Source organism: Micromonospora parva (assembly GCF_000718515.1).
GTDB classification, from domain to species: domain Bacteria; phylum Actinomycetota; class Actinomycetes; order Mycobacteriales; family Micromonosporaceae; genus Micromonospora; species Micromonospora parva.
Genome location: NZ_JNZS01000001.1, coordinates 106,904 through 127,272 on the forward strand (window position 1 = coordinate 106,904; position 20,369 = coordinate 127,272).

Sequence of the window (20,369 nt, forward strand, 5' to 3'; positions counted from 1 at the left end):
GATCAAATTGGCGTGCCACGCAAGGAGTGCCATGCCACAGACACCGGACTACATCCGGATCTCGGACGAGATCATCGGGGACCTGCGCAGCGGGAAGGTCAAGCCGGGGGACAAGCTGCCCTCGATCGCTGACATGTCTGATCGCTTCGACGTCAGTTCATCAACAATCCAAATGGTCTACGTCCGTCTGGAAGCGTTGCGGGTGATCCGGAGGCATCAGGGCAAGGGCATCTTCGTGACCGACCCGAAGACCTGGATGCGGGAGCCGAGGTAACGAGCCTGCTCGCCGGGCTGCCTCAACCCGGCAGGTCACCACCGGTGTCGAGGCCACCCGGTCGGGGTGCGACGGTCGGCGTCGCGAACTGGCCCTGGTGCGGGCGGCGGCGCTGGGCCAGCAGTTCGTCGATCCACCGGACGGCGTCGCGCTGTCTGCTGAGCATGTGCTGGCGCGCGGTGGCCAGGTCCGGGTCGCCGCCGGCCACCGCCAGGTGGTCGTCCAGGATCGCCACCCACTGGCGGCTGAGCTCTTCGGCGTACCGCGCCTGCCGCAGGTGCTCTTCGAGGCGGCATTCGAGGGTGACCAGCCGGTCGATCTGTGGCTGAACGGCTCGCCTGATGTGCTCGTCGAGCCGGACGGCGACGTCCGGCGCGCAGCTGACCTCAAGGTCGCCCCGCTGGTAGCGCCAGGGGCCCTGCGCGGCGAGCGTCTGTTGCAGGTGCATCTCCAGCTCCGCCGCGCGGTGGGGGGCCAGCTCCCGGGCGGCGTCGGCGGCGAGCCGGGTCAGGCGCTGGATCGCCTGCGGCATGAAGTAGTCGGCGTACCAGGTCAGCACTTCGGCGCGCAGGCTGACCGTCGACGACCAGGCGAACGTCGCGCGGATGTGGAAGGAGTACACGTAACCCTGGGCGGGCACCACGATCTGCCGGGGCGCGGTGCGCTGCTCGACGAGCGGGCCGGACGGCGTCGCGGGCGCGGCCAACCCGACCGGCTCCTCGTCCTGGAGGGCCGCCACCAGTCGATCCCAGTTTCGCGCCCACCACCGCCAACTGCGGACGCTCGTGTCGCGGGTGGCGGTGAGGCCGCGGATTGCCCAGTGCCGCCGCGGCTCCGCCGGTCTCGGCCTGCCGTCGGGGGCGTCGGACATACCACCCCTCCCTGGTCACGGATTCGCATCCCACGCTAACAACGGGTAACCGATCTGGTCGCCGCCACGCCGACGTGACGCCGCGGCGAAGCGGTCACACCCATTCGGGCCCGGGGGTACGACGGGGCCGGGCCTCCGGAGGGGAGAGGGTCGTCCGGGGTTCACCGAGCATTGTGGCGACGTTGGGGCGGCAAGGGCTGTCGCCGTCGACCGGCAACGGTGAGACTGGTCCTGGTCCGACAATCACGCGTATCGATGGATTGGATGGTCTGGAGGCAGCCTGTGTCCACCCTCGTGTCCCCGCTGGCCACGCTCGGCGCGATCCGCCGGCGTACCACCAGCGTCGCCCTGCTCCTCGCCATGGTCGCCGCCGCGCTGGTCGGCCCGTCCGTGGTCACCCCCCGGTTGACCGACCCGGCGTCGGCGGCGGTCTACAGCTCCTGCACCATGAGCCGCTGCGCGGACGCCCGCACCGCCCGCTCGGGCTGGTCCGCCAAGGGGTTCCCGACCAGCCGTGGCTGGTACTCCTGGAGCGGGGGGAAGTCCAACTTCGCCGGTGGCCAGTTCTACAACTACGAGGGTCAACTGCCCACCAACGCCACCTACTACGAGTACGACGTCTACCCGCGAACCCAGGGCGCCGCCCGGGACGCGTACCGGATCGTGGTGAACCGCAGCACCGGGGTCACCTGGTTCTCGCCCAACCACTACACCGACTTCTACCGGCTCTGACCGGCCCGGGCGTCGGCCGGTCGTGTCTTCGCGGCCGGCCGACCACGCGGTTTCGGTGCCCGCCAGGACCAGGAGGCACGTGATGGCCGACCATGACGACAGGCGATGGCCGGACTGGTTGACGGTGTCCCGTGCCGGCGCGCAGGAGGTGCCGGACGCCGTGGTGCTGCGCGGTGCGGCCACCCGGACCCGGCCCGCGCTCTTCGCCGCGCTGGCCGACGCGCTGGCCCTGCCGACCCACCTCGGACACACCTGGGACGCCCTCGCCGACGCGCTCCGGGATCGGCTGGACGCCGGACCGCTTACCCTGGTAGTCAGCGACGCCGGTCAGTTGCTCGTCGACGAGCCGGCCGAGCAGTACGCCCTGCTGCTCACCGTGCTCGGCGACCTCGCCACCACCGCGCCCCACCCGCTGCGCGTCGTCCTCGGCGAGGTCTCGCCCTTCTGATCGCACCTCCCGCCGACTCTCCCGCCTCGCGGTGGGCCGGCTGTCATTCGCAGAGTCGACGGCGTCTCACCGTGGGTGACGGCGTCTGGAGGCGCATGGTCGGCTGAGCGATATGACCCAGAGGTATAAATATGACTCTGAGGTATGTCGCGCGTCAGCGACACCGCCCCGCGCCGCCGCCCGTGCTGGAGGGCAAACCTGGGCTAAGCGCTGGGGGCGCTCGCCGAGCGGCTCACCACGCAGGGCCGGTACGGCGAAGCGGTTCAGGTGGCGTTGACCGCCGTGCACCTGGCCGAACGGAACATCAACGAGGCGGTACGCCGGTTCGAGCTGTTCCGCGCCGACCTCGGCCGGAAGTTGGGCGTCGCCCCCGGACACCTCTCCTTTGTCCTTTGCTCTGCACCCACGGAGGCGACAGTCACCGTCCGTAGTGGGTGCGCCCATGGGTGCAGAGCAAAGGACGCGCATGAGGTGAGGTGAGCCGAGCGGGGCGCGATGAGGCCGGTCAGTGCGTCGCGGGCGGGATGCTCTGCTCGTACTGGAAGACGTTGTGCGGGTCGTACTTCGCCTTGATCTTGCGCAGTCGGGGGAAGTTGCGCCCCCAGTAGGCCTTCTCCCACTCGGCCATGCCGATGTTCGGCACGTTGACGTAGGCGCCGTCCACATAGGGGCGCAGCGCCTGGCTGAACTCGGCGATCCAGGTCTGCGCGATCGGGGTGACGGCGTCGTCGCTGTCGGGCTCGCCTCGGGTGCCCCAGCCGACGCCGGGCTCGGAGTAGAAGAGCGCGTCGCGGTGCGGGAAGGCCGCGCCGCCGAACGGCTCCTGCCGCTGCGCCCCGCGGCCGAAGGCCTGGGTGAAGAAGTTGCTGTCGGGCGAGGGCGCCTTCTCCATGAACGCCTGGACGATGCTGACCGCCTTCTCCGGGAACGGTTCCCGGGTGAACTGGGAGAAGAACTTCCACTTCGCCGGCTCGTCCTCGTTGGGGATCTGGAAGCCGGCGTAGACGTCGCCCCAGCCGCCGGTCTGCACGGTGACAGTGGGGTTGCCGATCGACAGGATCGGCGCCAGCAGCTTCCTGGCCTCTGCCTCGGAACCCTCCGCGAGCACCGCGAACAGCAGGATCTCATCCGGGTGGACCTCGACCTGGCTGCCGAGCCGGGGGTCGGTGAACGGTGCGAGGCGTTGCCAGGCGTCGAAGACCTCGTGCAGGTCTCCGAGACCGGGCCAGGTCACCTGCAGGTAGGCGACGCTGGTCAGCGGAGCGACCTGGTAGGTCAGCGAGGTGACGATCCCGAAGTTGCCGTTGCCCGCGCCGCGCAGCGCCCAGAGCAGGTCCGGGTAATTCCACGGGTCCACCTCGAGCACCTTCGCCCCGTCGGCGCCCGCCGCCACGACGATCTCCGCGCCGATCAGGTTGTCGCAGGCCATCCCGAGGTAGCGGGTGAGGAAGCCGAAGCCGCCGCCGAGGGTGGCCCCGGAGAGGCCCACGGTCCCCTCCGTGCCGGTCGTCGCGGCGAGGTCGTGCTCCCCGAGGGCGGTCACCGCCTCCGACTGGTTGAGCCCCGCGCCGAGCTTCGCCGTGCGGCTGGCGGTGTCGATGTGGACGTCCTTCAGCTCACTGACGTCGATCACGATGCCGTTGTCGACGTTCGACCAGCCTTCCAGGTTGTGCCGGCCACTGCGTACCCGCAGCGCGACGTCGTGCTGCCGCGCCCAGGTGAGCGCGTTGACCACGTCCTGGGTCTCCTGGGCGAAGACGATGACCAGCGGATAGTGCACGAACAGCTCGTCCCAGCCGAGGCTGGCCTGCGCGTAGTCGGGGCTCTGCGGTCGGACGACACGGCCGGTCAGCTGCGCCGGTGGGTACTTCGTGTCCGCGGGCCACCCGGGACCATCGGCCGCGTTCGCCGAGCTGCCAGCGATCACGCTCGGGATAGCGACCGCTCCGGCGCCGACGGCTGTGGCTCTGAGCAGATCCCGACGGGAAAGGTCGCGCATGATCCAAATCCTCTCGATTGGTGGCGCGCCCGAAAGATGAACCACGAGGGGATATACCGCTCATCTGGCGCAAACCAACCGTAATGCCCGAGGCTTCCCGGTAGACCTGAGAACTTGTCACGGAACCCGGTCGGGTGATCAGGGGACGGGTCAGTTCGGCGCGGGCTGGTCCAGGATGGCGCTGAACCGCTCCTCGGCCAGGTCGAGCTGGCCGAAGATGTGCCGCTTCACCGCCAGCGACAACGGGGTGTCGGGTCGGCCGATCAGGTCCCGGAAGAGCGGCACCAGCGGACGGTACTTCCGGGCCGACGAGATCACCTTCGGCCCCACCGTGTGGATCACGCCAACCCCGTTGTCGGTGAAGTCCGATACCTTGATCACCCGGGCCCAGGGCTCGCGCTCCAGGCTGACCGCCAGGTGCTCCCGGTACTGCGCGTTGCGGTCCCGCTCGGGGTCGTACACCGGATTGGTGACCGCGGCGACCAGGGTGGCCACCCGTGGCCCGAACCGCGCGGCGAGCGCGGCCAGCGCGGCCCCGGTCGGGTCGGCCCCCGGGTCACCGTCGGCCAGCTCCGCCGGATGGTCCTCGACAGCGTCGTGCAGCAGGCCGGCGACGATCACGTCCACGTCCCGCACCTGGTAGTGGTGCATCAACCGGATCGCCACCCGCAGCAGGTGGTTGAGGTACGGCTCGCGGACGCGTCGATCGTCGCGGTGCAGGTCGGCGGCGAGGTCGAGCGCGGCGGTCAGCCGCGTCCGGGCAGCGTCGTCGAACTGCTGGACCTCCAACCGGAAACGTTCCAGCAGGCCAGGTTCGCCGTGGATCTCGGTGATCGCGTGCATCGGCATGCTGCCCAGGTGCGGCGGGAATTCCATGCGTCACTTATAGCCGATCTTCTCCGCATCGATGAGCCCCTAAGTCGCCGACCCGACCGCGAGTCGCCCGCGCGCCGAGCCGCTCAGATGGGCAGCCGGTCGGCGCCGGCGAGCGGGCCCACCAGGACGGGGATCAGCGGTGCGGGCAGGACGGGGTCGCGGCGCAGGGTGGGCGTCCAGCCCGCGTCCGCGGCCAGGTCGGGGTCATGGGTCGCGTTGTACGCCGCCAGCAGGTCGACCGGTCGCGCCACGCCACCGCCCTGGCGCACCCAGGAACCCCGCTCGGTCACCGCGGTGCCACCCCAGTCGTAGAGCAGGTCGGCCGGGTCGACCGGCGCGTCCAGTGTGAAGAAGTTGTTCTGCGCGTAGATCGCCGACTGGACACCCACGCCGAGCGCGTACTGAAAGTCGTCCCCACCGAGCCGGTAGTGGTTGTTGTAGACGTCGACCTGCCCGAAACGGACCCGGGGCAGCCGTTGCACGACACCGTCGAAGAGGTTGTGGTGCAGGGTGACCCGCAGCCGGCCCACGTCCGGGCCCACGGTGTTGGACGATCCGATCAACAGCAGCTTGTCCCGGCCGGAGAAGCGGTTCCAGGAGGCGGTGACCAGGCTGGCGGTGTGAGTGACGTCCAGCGACCCGTCATGCACCTGGTAGGGCCGACCGAAGTACACCGGCTGGGCGCTGTCCGGGTTGTCGCCGTCGGTGAAGGTGTTGTGGTCGACCCAGACGTTCTCGCTGCGGCGTACCGAGATCTGGTCGTACTGGCTGTTCCAGTTGCCGGCCTCGCCGTCGGTCGGTGACCATGCCGGGAAGCAGTCCCGGGCGTCGACGAGGGTGAGGTGACGGACGATCACGTTCGACGCCCGGTCGATCATGAGGGTGAGCCCGGTCAGCCGTGCGCCGCGCAGCCCGACGATGGTGGTGTTCGGGCCGACGTTGATCTGGGTCTGCCGGGTCTGGTTGGCCACCGAACGCACCCGCGCCTCCTCCAGCGGCCCACTCGGCGCCACCCGACCCCACACCGCCGGGTCGTACGCGGCCAGGTAGGCGTCCAACCGGTACCCCGGGTCGGCCAGGTCGGCGCAGTCCAGGGCGGTGCCGTCCGGCCCTTCGAAGCCGTCGATGGTGCCGTCGACGTAGATCAGCTTCGGGGTGGCGTCGGTGGCGTTGCTGGCGTTGTCGCCACCCAACGCGGCGACGAGTTCGGCCCGGTTGTGGACCACCCGGCTCCGCTCGGGGGTGGCCGCCGAGCCGCCGGTGGTGCCCGGTCCGTCGGCCGCCCAGCCGTCCCGCGCGGGCAGCGCCTGCCGGCCGAGGTGCCGGGCCGTCCAGGAGAGCCGGTCGGCGGACGGAACGTCCGGGCTCGCCACGGCGGCGGCCGGGGCGGCACCGAGGAGGACGGCGATCACGGTGGCGCCGCCGAGGATTCTGCGCATCGGCTCTCTCCGTTCGTTGTGGTGGAGATCTATCCCGCCAGCTCGGCGCGGTACGCGGCGGACGCCCACGGCACCGCCAACTCGCTCGGCAGCGCCCCCCGCTCAGCCGACTGGCGCAACACGTCGACGACGCCCCGCAGGTGACGCACCCGCTGCCCGCCCTCGCCGTGGGTGGTCACGAGATCGCCGTCGAGCAGCCGGGGCTCCGGCGCCGGCCGCAGCGCGTCCAGCAGCGCGGTGAACGGCGCGGTACGGGCCAGCGGCGCGATCAGTGGCACGCCCACCGGATCGACCCGATGGGCGAGCAGGTTCTCCAGCAGCCCCAACCGCCCCGGCACCCGGCGGGTCACCACGTCCCCGGGCAGGCGCAACCGGTCGGTCGGGTACTCCAGCACCGCCCGCCCGGTCGTCCCGGTCACCACCACCTCGCCCGCCACGAACTCCTCCGCGGCCAGGGTCACCGCCACCAGCACCGGTGGCCCGGCACGGAACCGGACCCGCAGCACGGCGGTGTCCTCCACCTCGATCGGCCGGACCCGGTAGCGTTCCACCTCGATCGCGACCGGCCAGGGCGTCGCCCCGGCGAGCGCCTCGGCGATGGCCAGGCACTGCATCACCGCGTGCGCGAGCGGGTTGGCGAGCGCGCCGTCCAGCACCGGCCGGCCGTCCAGACTCCGACGACCGGCCCAGGGGGAGCGGGCGTAGTAGGCGTCCGGCCGTTGCCAGGCGGCGATGGTGGAGATGCCGGTGACAGTGCCCAACCGGCCGGCGGCCAGTGCGTCGGTCAACGCGGTGAGCGCCGCCGAGCCGAGCGCCTGGAAGCCGACCTGGGCCACCCGGCCGGCGGCGGCGAGCGCCCAGGCCAACTCCTCGTGCTCGGCCAGCGACAGCACCGGAGGCTTCTCCAGCAGCAGGTCCGCACCGGTGGCCAGGGCGTCGCGGGCGATCGTCAGGTGGGTGTGCGGCGGCGTGCAGATCACCACCACCTCCGGCCGGGTGGCGGCGAGCATCGCCCGGTGGTCGGTGAACACCGCCACCCCGGGCGGCACCGGGGCGGCCGGGTCGTCCTCCACCGGTCGTACGTCGACCAGGGCGACCAACCGCAGCCGACCGGCGTCGTGCAGGGGCGCGATCACCCGCCGGTGCCACCGACCGTGCCCGTTCGCCCCGATCACCGCCACCCGGGGCGGCGTCGCCCCGCTCACCGCCGACCGGCCGGTGTCGACCCGGTCACCGGGCACCGGCCAGGGTGGCCTCGACGCCGTGCCGTTGCAACGCGGTCAGCCAGGCGATCACGTCGGCGCGCACGTCGTCGTCCTCGGCCACCTCCGCCGGGATGACCTCGCGCAACGCGAAGACCGCGTCGACAGCGCCGGCCGGGGTCTGCACCCCGTCGTCCAGCGCGGCCCGGATCGGCCCGGCCAGGGGGTCCTGCAACGGCAGCGGCCGGCCGTCGTCGGCGTACCCCTGCGCGAAGCGCAACCAGGACGCCACGACCAGCGCGCCCCAGCGCGCGGACCGCCCGGTCGCGCGCAGGTCCGCGATGGTGTGCAGGACGCGCTGCGGCAGCTTCTGCGAGCCGTCGATCGCCACCTGCAGGGTGCGGTGGTGGATCGCCGGGTTGCCGAACCGGGCCAGGGCCTGCTCGCCGTAGTCGACCACCCGGACCCCGTCCGGCGGGGTGAAGCTGGCCGCCACGTCCTCGGCGATCAGCCGGCGCAGCACGTCGCGCAGGTGCGGGATCTCCAGCGCGTCGGCGATCGTCTCCCGGCCGGCCAACGCCCCGAGGTACGCGATGGCCGAGTGCACACCGTTGAGGGTGCGCAGCTTCAGCCGCTCCCACGGGCCGGCGTCGTCGGTGAGCACCGCCCCGGCGAACTCCCAACCGGGCCGCCCACCCGGGAAGTCGTCCTCGATCACCCACTGCGCGTACGGTTCGGCGGCCACCGCGGCCAGGTCGGTCACGCCGAGCGCCCGGCGGGCCGCCTCGATCGTGCCCGGGGTGCTGGCCGGCACGATCCGGTCCACCATGGTGCCCGGGCAGGTGACGTTGCCGGCCACCCACTCGACCAGCCCGGCCGGCACCCCGGCCGCCCGGCCGACCGCCTGGTCGAGCATGCCGCGCAGCCGTCGACCGTTGGCCGGCAGATTGTCGCAGCTCACCACTGCCACCGGCCCGGCGTCCGCGGCCGCCCGGGCGGCCAGCCCGCGCAGCAGCAGACCCGGAACCGTGCGCGGGGGGCCGCCGCCGGCCAGGTCCGCGGCGAGCGCCGAGTCCGGGGACAGCTGGCCGGTCACCGGATCGAGCTGGTACGCCTTCTCGGTGACGGTCAGGGTCACCACGCGTACCGCCGGGTCGGCGATCAGCGCCACCACCGCGTCCGGGTCGCTGGGCGCGTGCCGCACGCCGCTCAGCGCGCCCACCACCTGGGTGGTGCTGCCGGCGGCGGAGAGGGTGCTGACGCTGAACAGGTTGTCCTGCGCGGCGAGCGCCTCGACCAGCGCGGTGCTGCGGGGGGCGACGGCCACGATGCCCCAGTCGCCGCCGGCCGCGCCGACCGCCGCCTCGGTGAAGACGGCCTGGTGCGCCCGGTGGAACGCGCCGAGCCCCAGGTGCACGACGCCGGTCGGCACGGTGCCCGGCCGGATCAGGGGTCGGGCCTCGGCGGGCAGTCGGCGCAGCGCACCCAGGCCGAGCCGGGAGGCGCCGACGGTCACCGCCATGCCGGACCGTCCGGGAAGCGGAACTCGGCGATCGACGTGGGCTTCATGGTGGCGCTGTAACCGGGCCGCTCGGGCAGCAGGTAGCGCCCGTCGCGGGTCCGCACCGGGTCGACGAAGTGTTCGTGCAGGTGGTCGACGTACTCGATCATCCGGCCGTCCAGCCCCGTGCCCACCCGCAGGTAGTCGAAGATCGCCAGGTGCTGGACGTACTCGCAGAGGCCCACCCCGCCGGCGTGCGGGCAGACCGGAACGCCGAACTTCGCCGCCAGCAGCAGCTCGGCCAGGACCTCGTTGACGCCACCGACCCGGCAGGCGTCGACCTGCATCACGCCGATCGCCTCGGCCTGGAGCAACTGCTTGAAGATCACCCGGTTGGCGGCCACCTCACCGGTGGCGACCCGGCAGCGCCCGCCGGTCAGCTCGTGCACCGCGCGGGCGATCCGGGCGTGCCCGAGGATGTCGTCGGCGTGGGTGGGCTCCTCGATCCAGTACGGGTCGACCTCGGCCAGCGCCGCCATCGCGGTGATCGCCTCGTCGACGTCCCAGACCTGGTTGGCGTCCATCATCAACAGCGCGTCCGGGCCGATCTCCTCGCGGATGATCCGGGCCCGCCGCAGGTCGTCGGCGAGCGGGCCGCCGACCTTCATCTTCATCGCCCGCCAGCCGTCGGCGTACGCCTGCCGGGTCAGCGCCCGCACCTTGTGGTCGGGGTAGCCGAGCCACCCGACCGAGGTGGTGTACGAAGGGAACCCACTCTGCTCAAGGGTGGCCAACCGGTCGGTCAGCCCGTCGCGTCCCTTGTCCAGGATGGCGGCCGCGTCGTCGGGGGTGAGCGCGTCGCTGATGTGCTTGAAGTCGACGCTGGCCACGAGCTCGTCGGTGGGCAGCTCGGCGAGGAAACGCCACATCGGCTTGCCGGCCAGCGTGGCCCGCAGGTCCCACACCGCGTTGACCAGCGCACCGGTCGCCATGTGGATGACGCCCTTCTCCGGGCCCAGCCAGCGCAGCTGCACGTCGGCGCTGAGCGAGCGCCAGAACGCCACCGGCTCGGCGGTGATCTCCTCGATGGTGCGCCCCCGCACGTGGTGGGCCAGGGCCCGCACCGCCGCGCAGGTGATCTCGTTGCCCCGGCCGTTGGTGAAGGTGAACCCGGCACCGGTCGGGCCGGCGTCGGTGCCCAGCTCGACGTACGTCGCCGAGTAGTCACCCCGGTTGATCGCGTCGGAGCCGTCGCCCCGGGCGGCGGTCGGGAACCGCACGTCGTGCACCTCGACGGAGGTGATGGTGGTGGTCACTGGTCAACGCCTCCAAAGTTGAAGACCCGCCTGGGCAGCCGGTACGCCAGGTCGACGATGGTCTCGGCGGCCTCGTCCATCGGCAGCCGGTGCTCGGCGACGAGGCGGGCCAGGAAGCCGGCGTCGACCCGACGGGCCACGTCGTGGCGGACCGGGATGGAGCAGAACGCCCGGGTGTCGTCGACGAAGCCGGCGGTGTTGTAGAACCCGGCGGTCTCGGTGACCGTCTCCCGGAACCGGCGCAGCACCTCGGGGGAGTCCAGGAACCACCAGGGCGCGCCGAGCAGCAGCGCGGCGTACCCGCCCGCGAGGGGCGCCAGCTCGCGGGTGAAGGTGTCCTCGTCGAGGGTGTAGAGGACCACCCGCAGCCGAGGGTCGTTGCCGTAGCGCTGCAGCAGCGGGGCGAGCGCGTGCACGTACTCGGTGGCCTGCGGGATGTCGCCGCCGACGTCACGCCCGTACCGGGCGTGCAACCACCGGTTGTGGTTGCGCACCGCGCCGGGGTGCAGCTGCATGACCAGGCCGTCGTCGAGTGACATCCGGGCGAACTCCACGAGCATGTGCGCCCGGAACGCCTCCGCGTCGGCGGCATCGGCCTTGCCGCGCCGACCCCGGTCGTAGAGCCGCTCGGCCTCGGCCGGGGTGAGGTCCAGGGTGCGCGCGGTGGGGTGGCCGTGGTCCGAGGAGGTCGCGCCGGCGGCGATGAACGCGGCGCGCCGGGCCCGCAGCGCGGCCAGGTAGCCGGCGTACGTGCCGGTGTCCTCGCCGGCCCGGTCGCCGAGCCGGTCCACGTTCGTCGACCAGCCCTCGAACTCCATGTCCACCACGTCGTCGGGGCGGAACGTGGTGACCACCCGGCCGCCCGGCCCGCCCCACCCGTCGGCGGCGAGCTTGGCGTGCGCGGCGAGGTCGTCCAGCGGCGACTCGGTGGTGGCCAGGACCTCGATGCCGAACCGCTCGAACAGCGCCCGGGGCCGGAAGTCCGGCTCGGCGAGCCGGGCCGCGATCTCGTCGTAGACGGCGTCGGCGGTGGCCGGGCCGAACACGGTGTGCACCCCGAACACGGTGCGGAAGGTCTGCTCCAGCCAGAGTCGCGACGGGGTGCCCCGGAACAGGTGCCAGTGCGCGGCGAAGCGTCGCCAGATGACCCGGCCGTCGGCCTCCACCGGGCTGCCGTCGCGGGTGGGCACCCCCAGCTCCGCCGGGGGTACGCCCTGACTGAGCAGCATCCGGGTCAGGTAGTGGTCGGGCACGATGAGCAGTCGCGCCGGGTCCGGGAAGGGGCGGTCCTCGGCCAGCAGGGCCGGGTCGACGTGCCCGTGCGGCGAGATGATGGGTTGTTCCGCCGCCAGGGCGTACAGCTCCCGGGCCAGCGCCCGTTGGCCCGGCTCGGGCGGCAGGAGCAGATCGGTGTGGTCGAACGTGGGCACGGGGTGCGGCTCCTCGTCTGCGGTGTCAGCGGGGGGTGAGCAGGTCGGCGACCCGGACGGGTTGACCGGTCTCGAAGGACCGGTTCGCGGCCAGCCCGGTCAGCAGGGCCAACGCGCCGTCGTCGGCGGTCGCGGCGCGGCCCAGCGGGTCGGGTTGACCGCCGAGGAGCACCCCGGTCATCCGGGCGTCCGCGCCACCGTGCCCGTGCCGACTGCGGCCCTCCACCGGGATCTGCCGGGGCGGGGCCCAGAACGGGCGCACCGTCAGCGTCGCACCCCCGCCCTCGGGCGGCGCCTCGGCACCGTGCAGGGCCGCGCCCTTGACCGCGCCGGCGGTGCCCCGGTCGACGAAGTCGTTCTCGGCCACGTCCAGCTCCAGCCGGCCCCGGCTGCCGTTGACCATCACCCGGTAGCCCTCCCAGGGCGCGTACGCGGTGAGGTGGTAGGTCATGGTGGCGCCGGTGGAGTAGCGGGCCAGCACCGCCATGTCGTCCTCGATGCTCACCCCGGGCGCGAAGACGTTGCGGTCGCGCTGGTAGCCGTCCTCGGCCTCGGCGTCGAGGTACAGCTCGCGCAGCCGGGGGTGCGCGTCCAGGCGCAGCGCGAACGGGTCGTCGGCGGCGGCGGGGGAGCCGTGCGCCCGGTCGTAGTCGCGGGCGTAGCCGTGCCGGCGGCCCTCCTCGCCGTAGAAGAAGAGCCGGCCGGCCGCGTACACCTCGACGGGGGTGGCGGCCAGCCACCAGTTGACCAGGTCGAAGTGGTGGCTGGCCTTGTGCACCATCAGCCCACCGGAGGTGGCCTTGTCGCGGTGCCAGCGGCGGAAGTAGTCGGCACCGTGGCGGACGTCCAGCAGCCACTCGAAGTGCACCGAGCCGATCTCGCCGACCGCGCCCTCGGCGAGCAGCCGGCGGACCTGTTCGTGCAGCGGGTTGTAGCGGTAGTTGAACGCGACGGTCACCCGGCCGCCGGTCTCGCTCACCGTGTCCAGGATGCGCCGGCAGCGTGCCGCGTCCACTGTCATCGGCTTCTCGGTGACGACGTCCCGGCCGGCGCGCAGCGCGGCCACCACGTACTCGTCGTGGGTGACGTCCACGCTGGTGACCAGAACGACGTCGACGCGCTCCTTGTCCAGCATCGCCGCGAAGTCGGCGGCCGGGTACGTGGGCACCGGGCGGTGGCCCAGCTCGGTCAGCCAGCGGTTGTGCGCGTCCATCCGGGCCTGGTTGGTGTCGGCGAAGGCGACCAGCTCGGTGGTGTCGGCGTGGTCGAGCACCAGCGCCCGGACGAACATCTCCGCCCGCGCGCCGGTGCCCACCACGGCGTACCGGACCCGTCCGGCGGCTCTCGGTGACATGCGGTGCGCCTCCCGTGGTGCTGCAAAGGTTTGCAATGAAGTAATCACGATCGATCCGTTGGCGTCAACGACGGCGACGGGATCGGCGTTATATGTCAGGTTTTGTGCGGCGGCAGCTCACCAAGGGGAGCGTGGGTGCAACAAAGCCGTAATCATTGACCGTTGACACTGGCGCAACCGTTTGCATTAATGGGCCACACCCGTGACCGCCACCACATCGGACGAAGGGGCCGCCGTGCCAGTCACCATCCGGGACGTCGCCCGGGCGTCCGGTGTGCACATCTCCACCGTGTCCCGCACCTTCTCCGCGCCGCACCTGGTCAACCCGGAGACCCGGGTGCGGGTGCTGGCCTGCGCGGAGGATCTGGGCTATCGGCCGAACCGCGCCGCCCGGGCCCTGATCACCGGGCGGACGCACAACATCGGGCTGATCATCGCGGACATCGCGAACCCGTTCTTCCCACCGCTGATCAAGGCGGCGGAGAGCCAGGCCCGGCACCGCGACTACCACGTCTTCGTGGCCGACACCAACGAGGACCCGACCGCCGAGGAAGAGCTGGTCCACGCGCTGGCCAAGCAGGTCGACGGGGTGCTGCTGTGCAGCCCACGGATGAGCAACAGCCTGATCGAGCAGCTCAGCCGCGAGGTGCCACTGGTCGTGGTGAACCGCCAGGTGACCGGCCTGCCCTGCGTGCTGATGGACGTCGGTCAGGGTGCCCGATCGGCGATCGAGCACCTGGTCGGCCTGGGGCACCGCAGCATCGCGCTGCTCGGTGGCCCGCGCAGCTCATGGACCAACCGGGAGATGCGCCGTGCCGCCAGCGCGGCCGCCCGAGCCGGTGGCGCCGAGCTGACCGTGCTCGGCCCCAACGCGCCCACCGAGGTCGGCGGCTCGGCCATCGCCGAGCAGGTGCGACGCAGCGGCGTGTCGGCGGTGCTCGCCTACAACGACCTGATGGCGATCGGCCTGATCGAAGGGCTGGACGCGCTCGGGGTCCGGGTGCCGCAGGAGGTGAGCGTCGTCGGGGTCGACGACATCACCCTGAGCCGGCTCACCCGACCCAAGCTGACGACGGTGGCCACACCCACCGGGGCCGCCGGCCGGACGGCCGTCGACATGCTGCTGCAACAGGACATCGAATCACCGCGCGGTGCGCGGGGGTCCGGTGCCGGCACGGCGCTCGGCGTCCGTCGTACCACCGCACAGGTAATGCTCCAGACCGACCTGGTCATCCGCGACTCGACCGGCCCGGGCCCGTACGCCCGGCCGGCACGTCCCCTGGCCGCGCCGCGTGGCCCGGACCCGCATTGCCCTGCGGGCCCGGGCACCCCGACCACGGCCACCGGTGACGCCGTCGCCTCCTAATGCCGAGGAGTGAGCGCACATGCACCCCGCAACGCCCCCCACCACTGGCACGCCCGTCGGGCGCGCCCACCGTACCCCGCTGCCCCGGCGGCGACTCCTGCGTGGCCTGCTCGCCGTGACGGTCGCCGCACCGCTGATGTTCGGCGCCGCCGCCTGCGGAGACGACGGCGGCGCCGCCGACCCGAACGCGCCGGTCAAACTGTCCATCTTCTGGTGGGGCGGCGACGCCCGGGCCAAGCTGACCGAGGACGCGCTGGCCCTCTACACCCAGAAGCACCCCAACGTGACCTTCGAGAAGACCTGGCAGGCCAACCAGGGCTACTTCGACAAGCTGGCCACGCTCACCGCCGGTGGCAACCCACCGGACCTGTTCCAGATCGACGACAACTACCTCGCCGAGTACGCGGCCCGCAACACCACGCTCGACCTGACCCCGTACCAGGAGTCCGGCAAGCTGGACACCTCCAAGTTCCCCAAGAGCCTCTGGCAGTACGGCGTGGTCGACGGCAAGCTCGCCGGCCTGGCCGCCGGGGAGAACACCCAGGGACTGGTCTACAACAAGACGCTGCTGACCAAGCACAACCTGCCCGAGCCGACCACCGGGATGAGCTGGGAGCAGCACATCGCCTGGGCCGAGCAGGTCACCGCCAAGACAAAGGTGCCCGGCACCCAGGACCCGAGCGCGGACTACAAGGCGTTCTGGGTCTGGCTGCGCCAGCAGGGCAAGGACCTCTACAAGGGCAAAGAGCTGGGCTTCACCGCCGAGGACGTGACCAAGTGGTTCGACCTGTGGAAGGGCGCCCGGGACCGCAAGGCCACCCCGACCGCCGACGTCATCCACGAGGGCAACGCCAGCGACGTCACCAAGCAGTTGGTGGTCACCGGCAAGGCGGCGACCTCCTGGGTCTGGGCCAACCAGATGCCGGATTTGAAGAAGAACACCAAGGACGAGCTGGGCGTGATCGCCTACCCCGGTGACCCCAGCGCCCAGTGGGCCCGGGCGTCGATGTACTGGTCGGTGTTCAAGGGCAGCAAGAACAAGGACGTCGCGATCGATGTGATCAACTTCCTGAACAACGACGTGGCGGCGGTCAAGCTGCTCGGCACCGACCGTGGCCTGCCGTCGAACCTGGACCTGCGCCGGGTGGTCAGCGACGACACCACCGATCCGGCCATGAAGCAGTCCATCGCCGTCGAGGCGGAGCTGACCCAGAAGTTCGGCGAGTCCCCGCAGGTGCCGATCAAGGGCCACAGCAAGGTGAAGTCTGAGTTGATCAAGGCCGCCGAGAACGCGCAGTACGGCCGGGCCACCCCCGCCGAAGCCGCCGCCCAGTTCGTCGAGGCGTGCAAGTCCGCCATCGCCTGACCGCCCCCGAGGCGAGGAGAGGAGCCGTTCGTGGCGTTGACCACGGCGCCCGACCCGACCCGACGCGGCCCCGGATCCGCCCGGGCCCACCCGCAGAGGCGTGGGCCCGGGCGCTTCCGGCACAGCGAAGGTCTGGCGGGGTACGTCTTCCTGTCGCCGTGGCTCATCGGTCTGATGGGTGTCACGGCGATCCCCATGCTGCTGTCGCTCTACCTGAGCTTCACCAACTACGACATCCTCACCCCCTTCTCCGAGGTGGAGTGGGTGGGGCTGGCCAACTACGAGCGGATGTTCACCGCCGACCCGTCGTACTGGCACGCGGTGCGGGTGACGCTGACCTTCGCGCTGATCGCCGTACCGCTGAAGCTGGCCGCGGCGCTCGGCGTGGCGCTGCTGCTCAACCGCGCCTGGCGCGGCGTCGGGCTGTTCCGGGGGTTGTTCTACCTGCCGTCCCTGCTCGGCGGCAGCGTGGCGCTGGCCATCGTCTGGGTCAACATGTTCAACCGCGACGGCGCGTTCAACTCGCTGTTGAGCCTCTTCGGCATCACGGGCAAGCCGTGGGTCAACGACCCCGACTGGGCCCTCGAAACGCTGATGGTGCTGGCCATCTGGCAGTTCGGCGCACCGATGGTGATCTTCCTGGCCGGGCTCAAGCAGGTGCCCACCGAGCTGTACGAGGCCGCCTCGGTCGACGGGGCCGGCCGGCTCCGCCAGTTCCGCGACGTCACCCTGCCGATGCTCTCCCCGGTCATCTTCTTCAACCTGGTGCTGGAGACCATCAACGGCTTCCAGGGCTTCACCGCCGCGTTCGTGCTCAGCAACGGCACCGGCGGCCCGGTCGACTCCACCCTGATGTACACGCTGAACCTGTACATCACCGGCTTCACCGACCTCAACATGGGCTACGCCTCGGCGATGGCCTGGGTCTTCCTGATCGCCATCGCGGTCATCACCGCGGTCTTCTTCAGCACCGGACGGTTCTGGGTGCACTACTCCGACGGGGAGGACCGGTGATGGTGGCGGTGACCCCGACGACCGCAGCAGCGCCGAACGCCCGCCGACGAGCCGGCGGACGCCCCGTGCTGCGACTGCTGATCCTGCTGGCGATCGTCGCCGTGGTGCTCTACCCGCTGATCTGGATGGTGGGCACCTCGTTGAAGTCCCAGGAGGAGATCGTCAACAACGTCGGGCTGCTGCCCGAGCGGTTCAGCCCGGGCAACTACACCGCCGGCTGGTCCAACTTCGACGTCAGCTTCGGCCGGTTCTTCCTCAACAGCGCGATGGTCAGCCTGCTCACCGTCGTCGGCAACGGGCTGTCCTGCCTGCTGGCCGCGTACGCCTTCGCCCGGCTGCGGTTCCGGCTGCGCGGCATGTGGTTCGCCGTCATGATCGGCACGCTGCTGCTGCCCCAGCACGTGCTGATCGTGCCGCAGTACATCCTGTTCCGCGCCCTCGGGCTGGTCGGCGGCGACTGGCCGTACCTGCCGCTGCTCATCCCGCAGTTCCTGGCCACCGAGGCGTTCTTCGTCTTCCTCATGGTGCAGTTCATGCGTGGCGTGCCCCGGGAACTGGACGAGGCGGCCCGCATCGACGGTGCCGGGCCGTTCGGCATCTTCCGGCACATCATCCTGCCGCTGAGCCGCCCCGCGTTGGTCACCACGGCGATCTTCTCGTTCATCTGGACCTGGAACGACTTCTTCCGCCAGTTGGTCTTCCTGTCCCAACTGGAGGACTACACGGTCCCGGTCGCGTTGACCCTGTTCATCGACTCGACAAGCCAGAGCGCTGTCGGTCCGATGTTCGCCATGTCGGTGCTGTCGCTGCTGCCGGTCTTCCTGTTCTTCGTCGCGTTCCAACGGATGCTCGTCGAGGGGATCAACACCAGTGGCATCAAGGGCTGAGCCGACATCGCGGGCCGAACCCGCCGAACCCGACGACACCACCGGGCGGCGGGACTGGCGCGACGTCGCCCGCGACGCCGCCGACCTCGCGCTGCTGGGCATCCTGCTCACCCTCGCGGCGGCACCAGTGCTCACCGCCGCATCGGCGGCGGGCACGGCCAGCGTGGCGGTGCACGACTGGACGCGGACCGGCAGTTGGCCGTCGGCGCGTACGACGGTGCGCCGGTTCGGCCGCGCGGTACTGCCCGGTGTGCCGGTCAGCCTGCTCGGGCTCGGCGGCGCCGCGCTGCTCGCCGCCGACCTGGCGGCACTGGCCACCGGCCGGGTGCCGGGCGGCGCGGCGGCGCTGCTGGTGACCGCGCTGATCGCGGCCGGCCTGGCCGGGTACGCCGGGCTGGTCGTCGTCGAGGTGGGCGGCAACGGGGGCGGGCGGTGGCGGGCCTCGGCCCGCCGCGCCGCCCGCGCCTGCCTCGACGCGCCCACCCGCTGGGCCGCGCTCACCGGGGTCGTCGCGCTGGCCGGGCTGCTCGCCGTCCTGGTCACCCCGGTCGCGGTGCCGATCCTCGCCGGCTACACGGTGGCCGCCCTGCACGCCGTCGCCGCCCGCCGACCGGTCCCGGCCGTCGGTCAGCCGAGCCCCGCCGAGCCGGTGCCGGTCGCCGGCGTCGGGCGTGGGGGACTGCGATGACCGGGGTGGGGGAGTCGGTGCGGCTGACCGTCGGAGCCACCGAGGTGGCCGAGTACGTGCTCGACCCGGCGCTGAACCCCCGGCACGGGCCCCGACCGTACCTGCACCCGGTGCGTACCCTCGGCGGAACGGTGGTCACCGACGCGCTCCCCGACGACCACGTGTGGCACCTCGGCGCGTCCCTCGCGGTGCAGGACGTCAACGGCAGCAACCTCTGGGGCGGGCGCACCTACGTCCGCGACGTCGGCTACACCTGGCGGGACGACCACGGCGTCATCGCGCACACCGGCGAGGTGGAGCGCTCCCCGGGCCGGTACGCGCACGACCTCCAGTGGCGCGACCGGGCCGGCGCGGTGCTGCTGACCGAACGGAGGTGGCTCACCGCGTCGGTGGTCGCGCCGCACGCCTGGCGGCTCGATGTGGAGTCCGTCCTCGTCGCCCCGGACGACCGGGCGGTGCGCCTGGGCAGCCCGGCCACCAACGGCCGCCCCGGCGGGGCCGGCTACGGCGGGTTCTTCTGGCGGGCCGTCGCCGGCGGTGAACCAGCGGTGTTCACCGCCGACGCGGCCGGGGAGCAGGCGGTCAACGGCAGTGCGGCGCCGTGGCTGGCGCTGACCGGGTCCGGGCCGGGCGACGGGGCGTACACACTGGTCTTCGCGGGCCTCGGCCACGGCGACAGGTGGTTCGTGCGGACCGCGATGTATCCGGGGGTCTGCGTGGCGTTCGCGTTCGACCGCCCGGCGGTGGTGCCGGCCGGCGGGAGCCGGCACGGCCGGTACCAGGTGTGGGTGACCGACGGAACCCTCGACCGCGACGGTGTGGCGGCCCTGGTCCGCTCACATTGATCGGGTGGGGAGGGCGGCGGTGACCCGGACGGCCTTGACGATCGCGGGGATGGAGCCGATCAGCAGCACCAGCCCCCAGATGATCGCGACGATGGCGAAGACCAACGCCGCCACGTCGTCGACGATGCTGACCAGGATCACCGGCACCAGGCTGTGCAGGAACTCCAACACGACAGTGCACAGCACTGTGGTGAGGATCAGCAGGACGAGGCCCTTGTTCTGCAGGAAGCGCGGCTGGGCCAGCACCAGCATCCCGGCCCACACCAGCTTCAGCAGCAGCACCAGCCCGAGCAGCACCGCCGCCTCGCCGACCGGGAAGAACCCCCACAACGCCAGGTACGCCAGGGTGCCGAAGGGGACGGCCAGGAAGAGCGACACCATGATGGACAGCTCCACGAACGCGATCACCAGCGCGACCAGCCCGACGATGATCAGGATGATCGAGAAGATCAGGCTGGCGACGCCCTGCACCCGACCCTGGACCCGTTCGGGCAGCAGCAGGCCCAGGCAGAACAGCCCGGTGCTCCAGACCGCCACCGCATCGATCAGCGCGAGGTAACCGGTACCCCGCCCGGACGGCTCGCTGACCCCGGACACGTCGTCGATCTCCACGTCCAGCGCCCCGGCGCTGTCCGCGAGGGCCGCACCGGCGTCGGCACCGCCGAGCAGCAGCCCCGCCCCCACCTCCACCCCGATCGCCAGGACGATGGCGAGCATGGCCATCAGCAGGAACGGCTTGCGCAGGTCACCCACGGCGACAC

General features: G+C 71.8%; 19 protein-coding genes. 9 read left to right on the forward strand and 10 right to left on the reverse strand.

Annotated features, from left to right (window positions below; all coding sequences use genetic code 11):
- Nucleotides 1–31: 31 nt before the first annotated feature.
- The gene (locus IF22_RS0100465; protein ID WP_030327471.1) at nucleotides 32–274 is read left to right on the forward strand and encodes a winged helix-turn-helix domain-containing protein; all 243 of its coding nucleotides are present in this window, start codon (nucleotides 32–34) and stop codon (nucleotides 272–274) included.
- Nucleotides 275–296: 22 nt separating this feature from the next.
- Here IF22_RS0100465 and IF22_RS0100470 read toward each other — a convergent pair whose 3' ends face one another.
- Nucleotides 297–1,145 carry a hypothetical protein gene (locus IF22_RS0100470; protein WP_051708072.1) on the reverse strand — a complete coding sequence of 283 codons (849 nt, stop codon included), beginning with the start codon at nucleotides 1,143–1,145 and terminating at the stop codon, nucleotides 297–299.
- Between the two features lie 282 nt (nucleotides 1,146–1,427).
- Between IF22_RS0100470 and IF22_RS0100475 the strand changes: the two genes are divergently transcribed.
- Nucleotides 1,428–1,877 (forward strand): ribonuclease domain-containing protein, encoded by a 450-nt coding sequence (locus IF22_RS0100475; protein WP_156057207.1) that lies wholly within the window; start codon nucleotides 1,428–1,430, stop codon nucleotides 1,875–1,877.
- Nucleotides 1,878–1,959: 82 nt separating this feature from the next.
- The gene (locus IF22_RS0100480) at nucleotides 1,960–2,325 is read left to right on the forward strand and encodes a barstar family protein (RefSeq protein ID WP_051708073.1); all 366 of its coding nucleotides are present in this window, start codon (nucleotides 1,960–1,962) and stop codon (nucleotides 2,323–2,325) included.
- A gap of 505 nt (nucleotides 2,326–2,830) precedes the next feature.
- Here IF22_RS0100480 and IF22_RS0100485 read toward each other — a convergent pair.
- The 8 genes from IF22_RS0100485 to IF22_RS0100520 form a co-directional block, all read right to left on the reverse strand.
- A complete protein-coding gene (locus IF22_RS0100485) occupies nucleotides 2,831–4,324 on the reverse strand; it encodes an FAD-binding oxidoreductase (RefSeq protein ID WP_030327476.1) in 1,494 nt (497 codons plus the stop codon).
- A 150-nt stretch (nucleotides 4,325–4,474) separates the two neighbouring features.
- Nucleotides 4,475–5,200, reverse strand: a complete 726-nt coding sequence (locus tag IF22_RS0100490) for an HD domain-containing protein (protein WP_030327477.1) — start codon at nucleotides 5,198–5,200, stop codon at nucleotides 4,475–4,477.
- Nucleotides 5,201–5,283: 83 nt separating this feature from the next.
- Entirely contained in the window at nucleotides 5,284–6,639 is a 1,356-nt protein-coding gene (locus tag IF22_RS0100495; protein ID WP_030327479.1) for a pectate lyase family protein, read from the reverse strand.
- Nucleotides 6,640–6,668: 29 nt separating this feature from the next.
- Entirely contained in the window at nucleotides 6,669–7,880 is a 1,212-nt protein-coding gene (locus IF22_RS0100500; RefSeq protein ID WP_245233471.1) for a Gfo/Idh/MocA family protein, read from the reverse strand.
- Nucleotides 7,870–9,363, reverse strand: coding sequence for a mannitol dehydrogenase family protein (locus IF22_RS0100505; RefSeq protein WP_030327481.1), 1,494 nt, complete (start codon nucleotides 9,361–9,363; stop codon nucleotides 7,870–7,872). Before IF22_RS0100505 ends, IF22_RS0100500 begins: the two co-directional genes overlap by 11 nt.
- Nucleotides 9,354–10,658 (reverse strand): enolase C-terminal domain-like protein, encoded by a 1,305-nt coding sequence (locus IF22_RS0100510; RefSeq protein ID WP_030327483.1) that lies wholly within the window; start codon nucleotides 10,656–10,658, stop codon nucleotides 9,354–9,356. The genes IF22_RS0100505 and IF22_RS0100510 overlap by 10 nt, the downstream gene beginning before the upstream one ends.
- Nucleotides 10,655–12,088: a glucuronate isomerase gene (gene uxaC / locus IF22_RS0100515; RefSeq protein ID WP_030327484.1), complete on the reverse strand. Its 1,434-nt coding sequence runs from the start codon at nucleotides 12,086–12,088 to the stop codon at nucleotides 10,655–10,657. The genes IF22_RS0100510 and uxaC overlap by 4 nt, the downstream gene beginning before the upstream one ends.
- Before the next feature lie 25 nt (nucleotides 12,089–12,113).
- Nucleotides 12,114–13,442, reverse strand: a complete 1,329-nt coding sequence (locus tag IF22_RS0100520; RefSeq protein ID WP_030327485.1) for a Gfo/Idh/MocA family protein — start codon at nucleotides 13,440–13,442, stop codon at nucleotides 12,114–12,116.
- A 235-nt stretch (nucleotides 13,443–13,677) separates the two neighbouring features.
- Between IF22_RS0100520 and IF22_RS0100525 the strand changes: the two genes are divergently transcribed.
- The 6 genes from IF22_RS0100525 to IF22_RS0100550 are packed head-to-tail and all read left to right on the forward strand — an operon-like array spanning nucleotide 13,678 to nucleotide 19,608.
- Nucleotides 13,678–14,808, forward strand: a complete 1,131-nt coding sequence (locus tag IF22_RS0100525) for a LacI family DNA-binding transcriptional regulator (protein ID WP_036410513.1) — start codon at nucleotides 13,678–13,680, stop codon at nucleotides 14,806–14,808.
- 19 nt (nucleotides 14,809–14,827) lie between these two features.
- Nucleotides 14,828–16,174, forward strand: a complete 1,347-nt coding sequence (locus tag IF22_RS0100530; protein ID WP_030327489.1) for an ABC transporter substrate-binding protein — start codon at nucleotides 14,828–14,830, stop codon at nucleotides 16,172–16,174.
- A gap of 30 nt (nucleotides 16,175–16,204) precedes the next feature.
- A complete protein-coding gene (locus IF22_RS0100535; RefSeq protein ID WP_030327490.1) occupies nucleotides 16,205–17,188 on the forward strand; it encodes a carbohydrate ABC transporter permease in 984 nt (327 codons plus the stop codon).
- Complete coding sequence (locus IF22_RS0100540; RefSeq protein WP_030327492.1) at nucleotides 17,188–18,075, forward strand: carbohydrate ABC transporter permease; 888 nt, start codon at nucleotides 17,188–17,190, stop codon at nucleotides 18,073–18,075. The genes IF22_RS0100535 and IF22_RS0100540 overlap by 1 nt, the downstream gene beginning before the upstream one ends.
- Entirely contained in the window at nucleotides 18,059–18,763 is a 705-nt protein-coding gene (locus IF22_RS0100545; RefSeq protein ID WP_209444448.1) for a hypothetical protein, read from the forward strand. The genes IF22_RS0100540 and IF22_RS0100545 overlap by 17 nt, the downstream gene beginning before the upstream one ends.
- Nucleotides 18,760–19,608, forward strand: coding sequence for a DUF6807 domain-containing protein (locus IF22_RS0100550; RefSeq protein WP_030327495.1), 849 nt, complete (start codon nucleotides 18,760–18,762; stop codon nucleotides 19,606–19,608). Before IF22_RS0100545 ends, IF22_RS0100550 begins: the two co-directional genes overlap by 4 nt.
- Here the strand turns inward: IF22_RS0100550 and IF22_RS0100555 are convergent.
- Nucleotides 19,600–20,361 carry a hypothetical protein gene (locus IF22_RS0100555; protein ID WP_030327496.1) on the reverse strand — a complete coding sequence of 254 codons (762 nt, stop codon included), beginning with the start codon at nucleotides 20,359–20,361 and terminating at the stop codon, nucleotides 19,600–19,602. The two genes, IF22_RS0100550 and IF22_RS0100555, sit on opposite strands and share 9 nt — an antisense overlap.
- Between the last annotated feature and the right edge of the window lie 8 nt (nucleotides 20,362–20,369).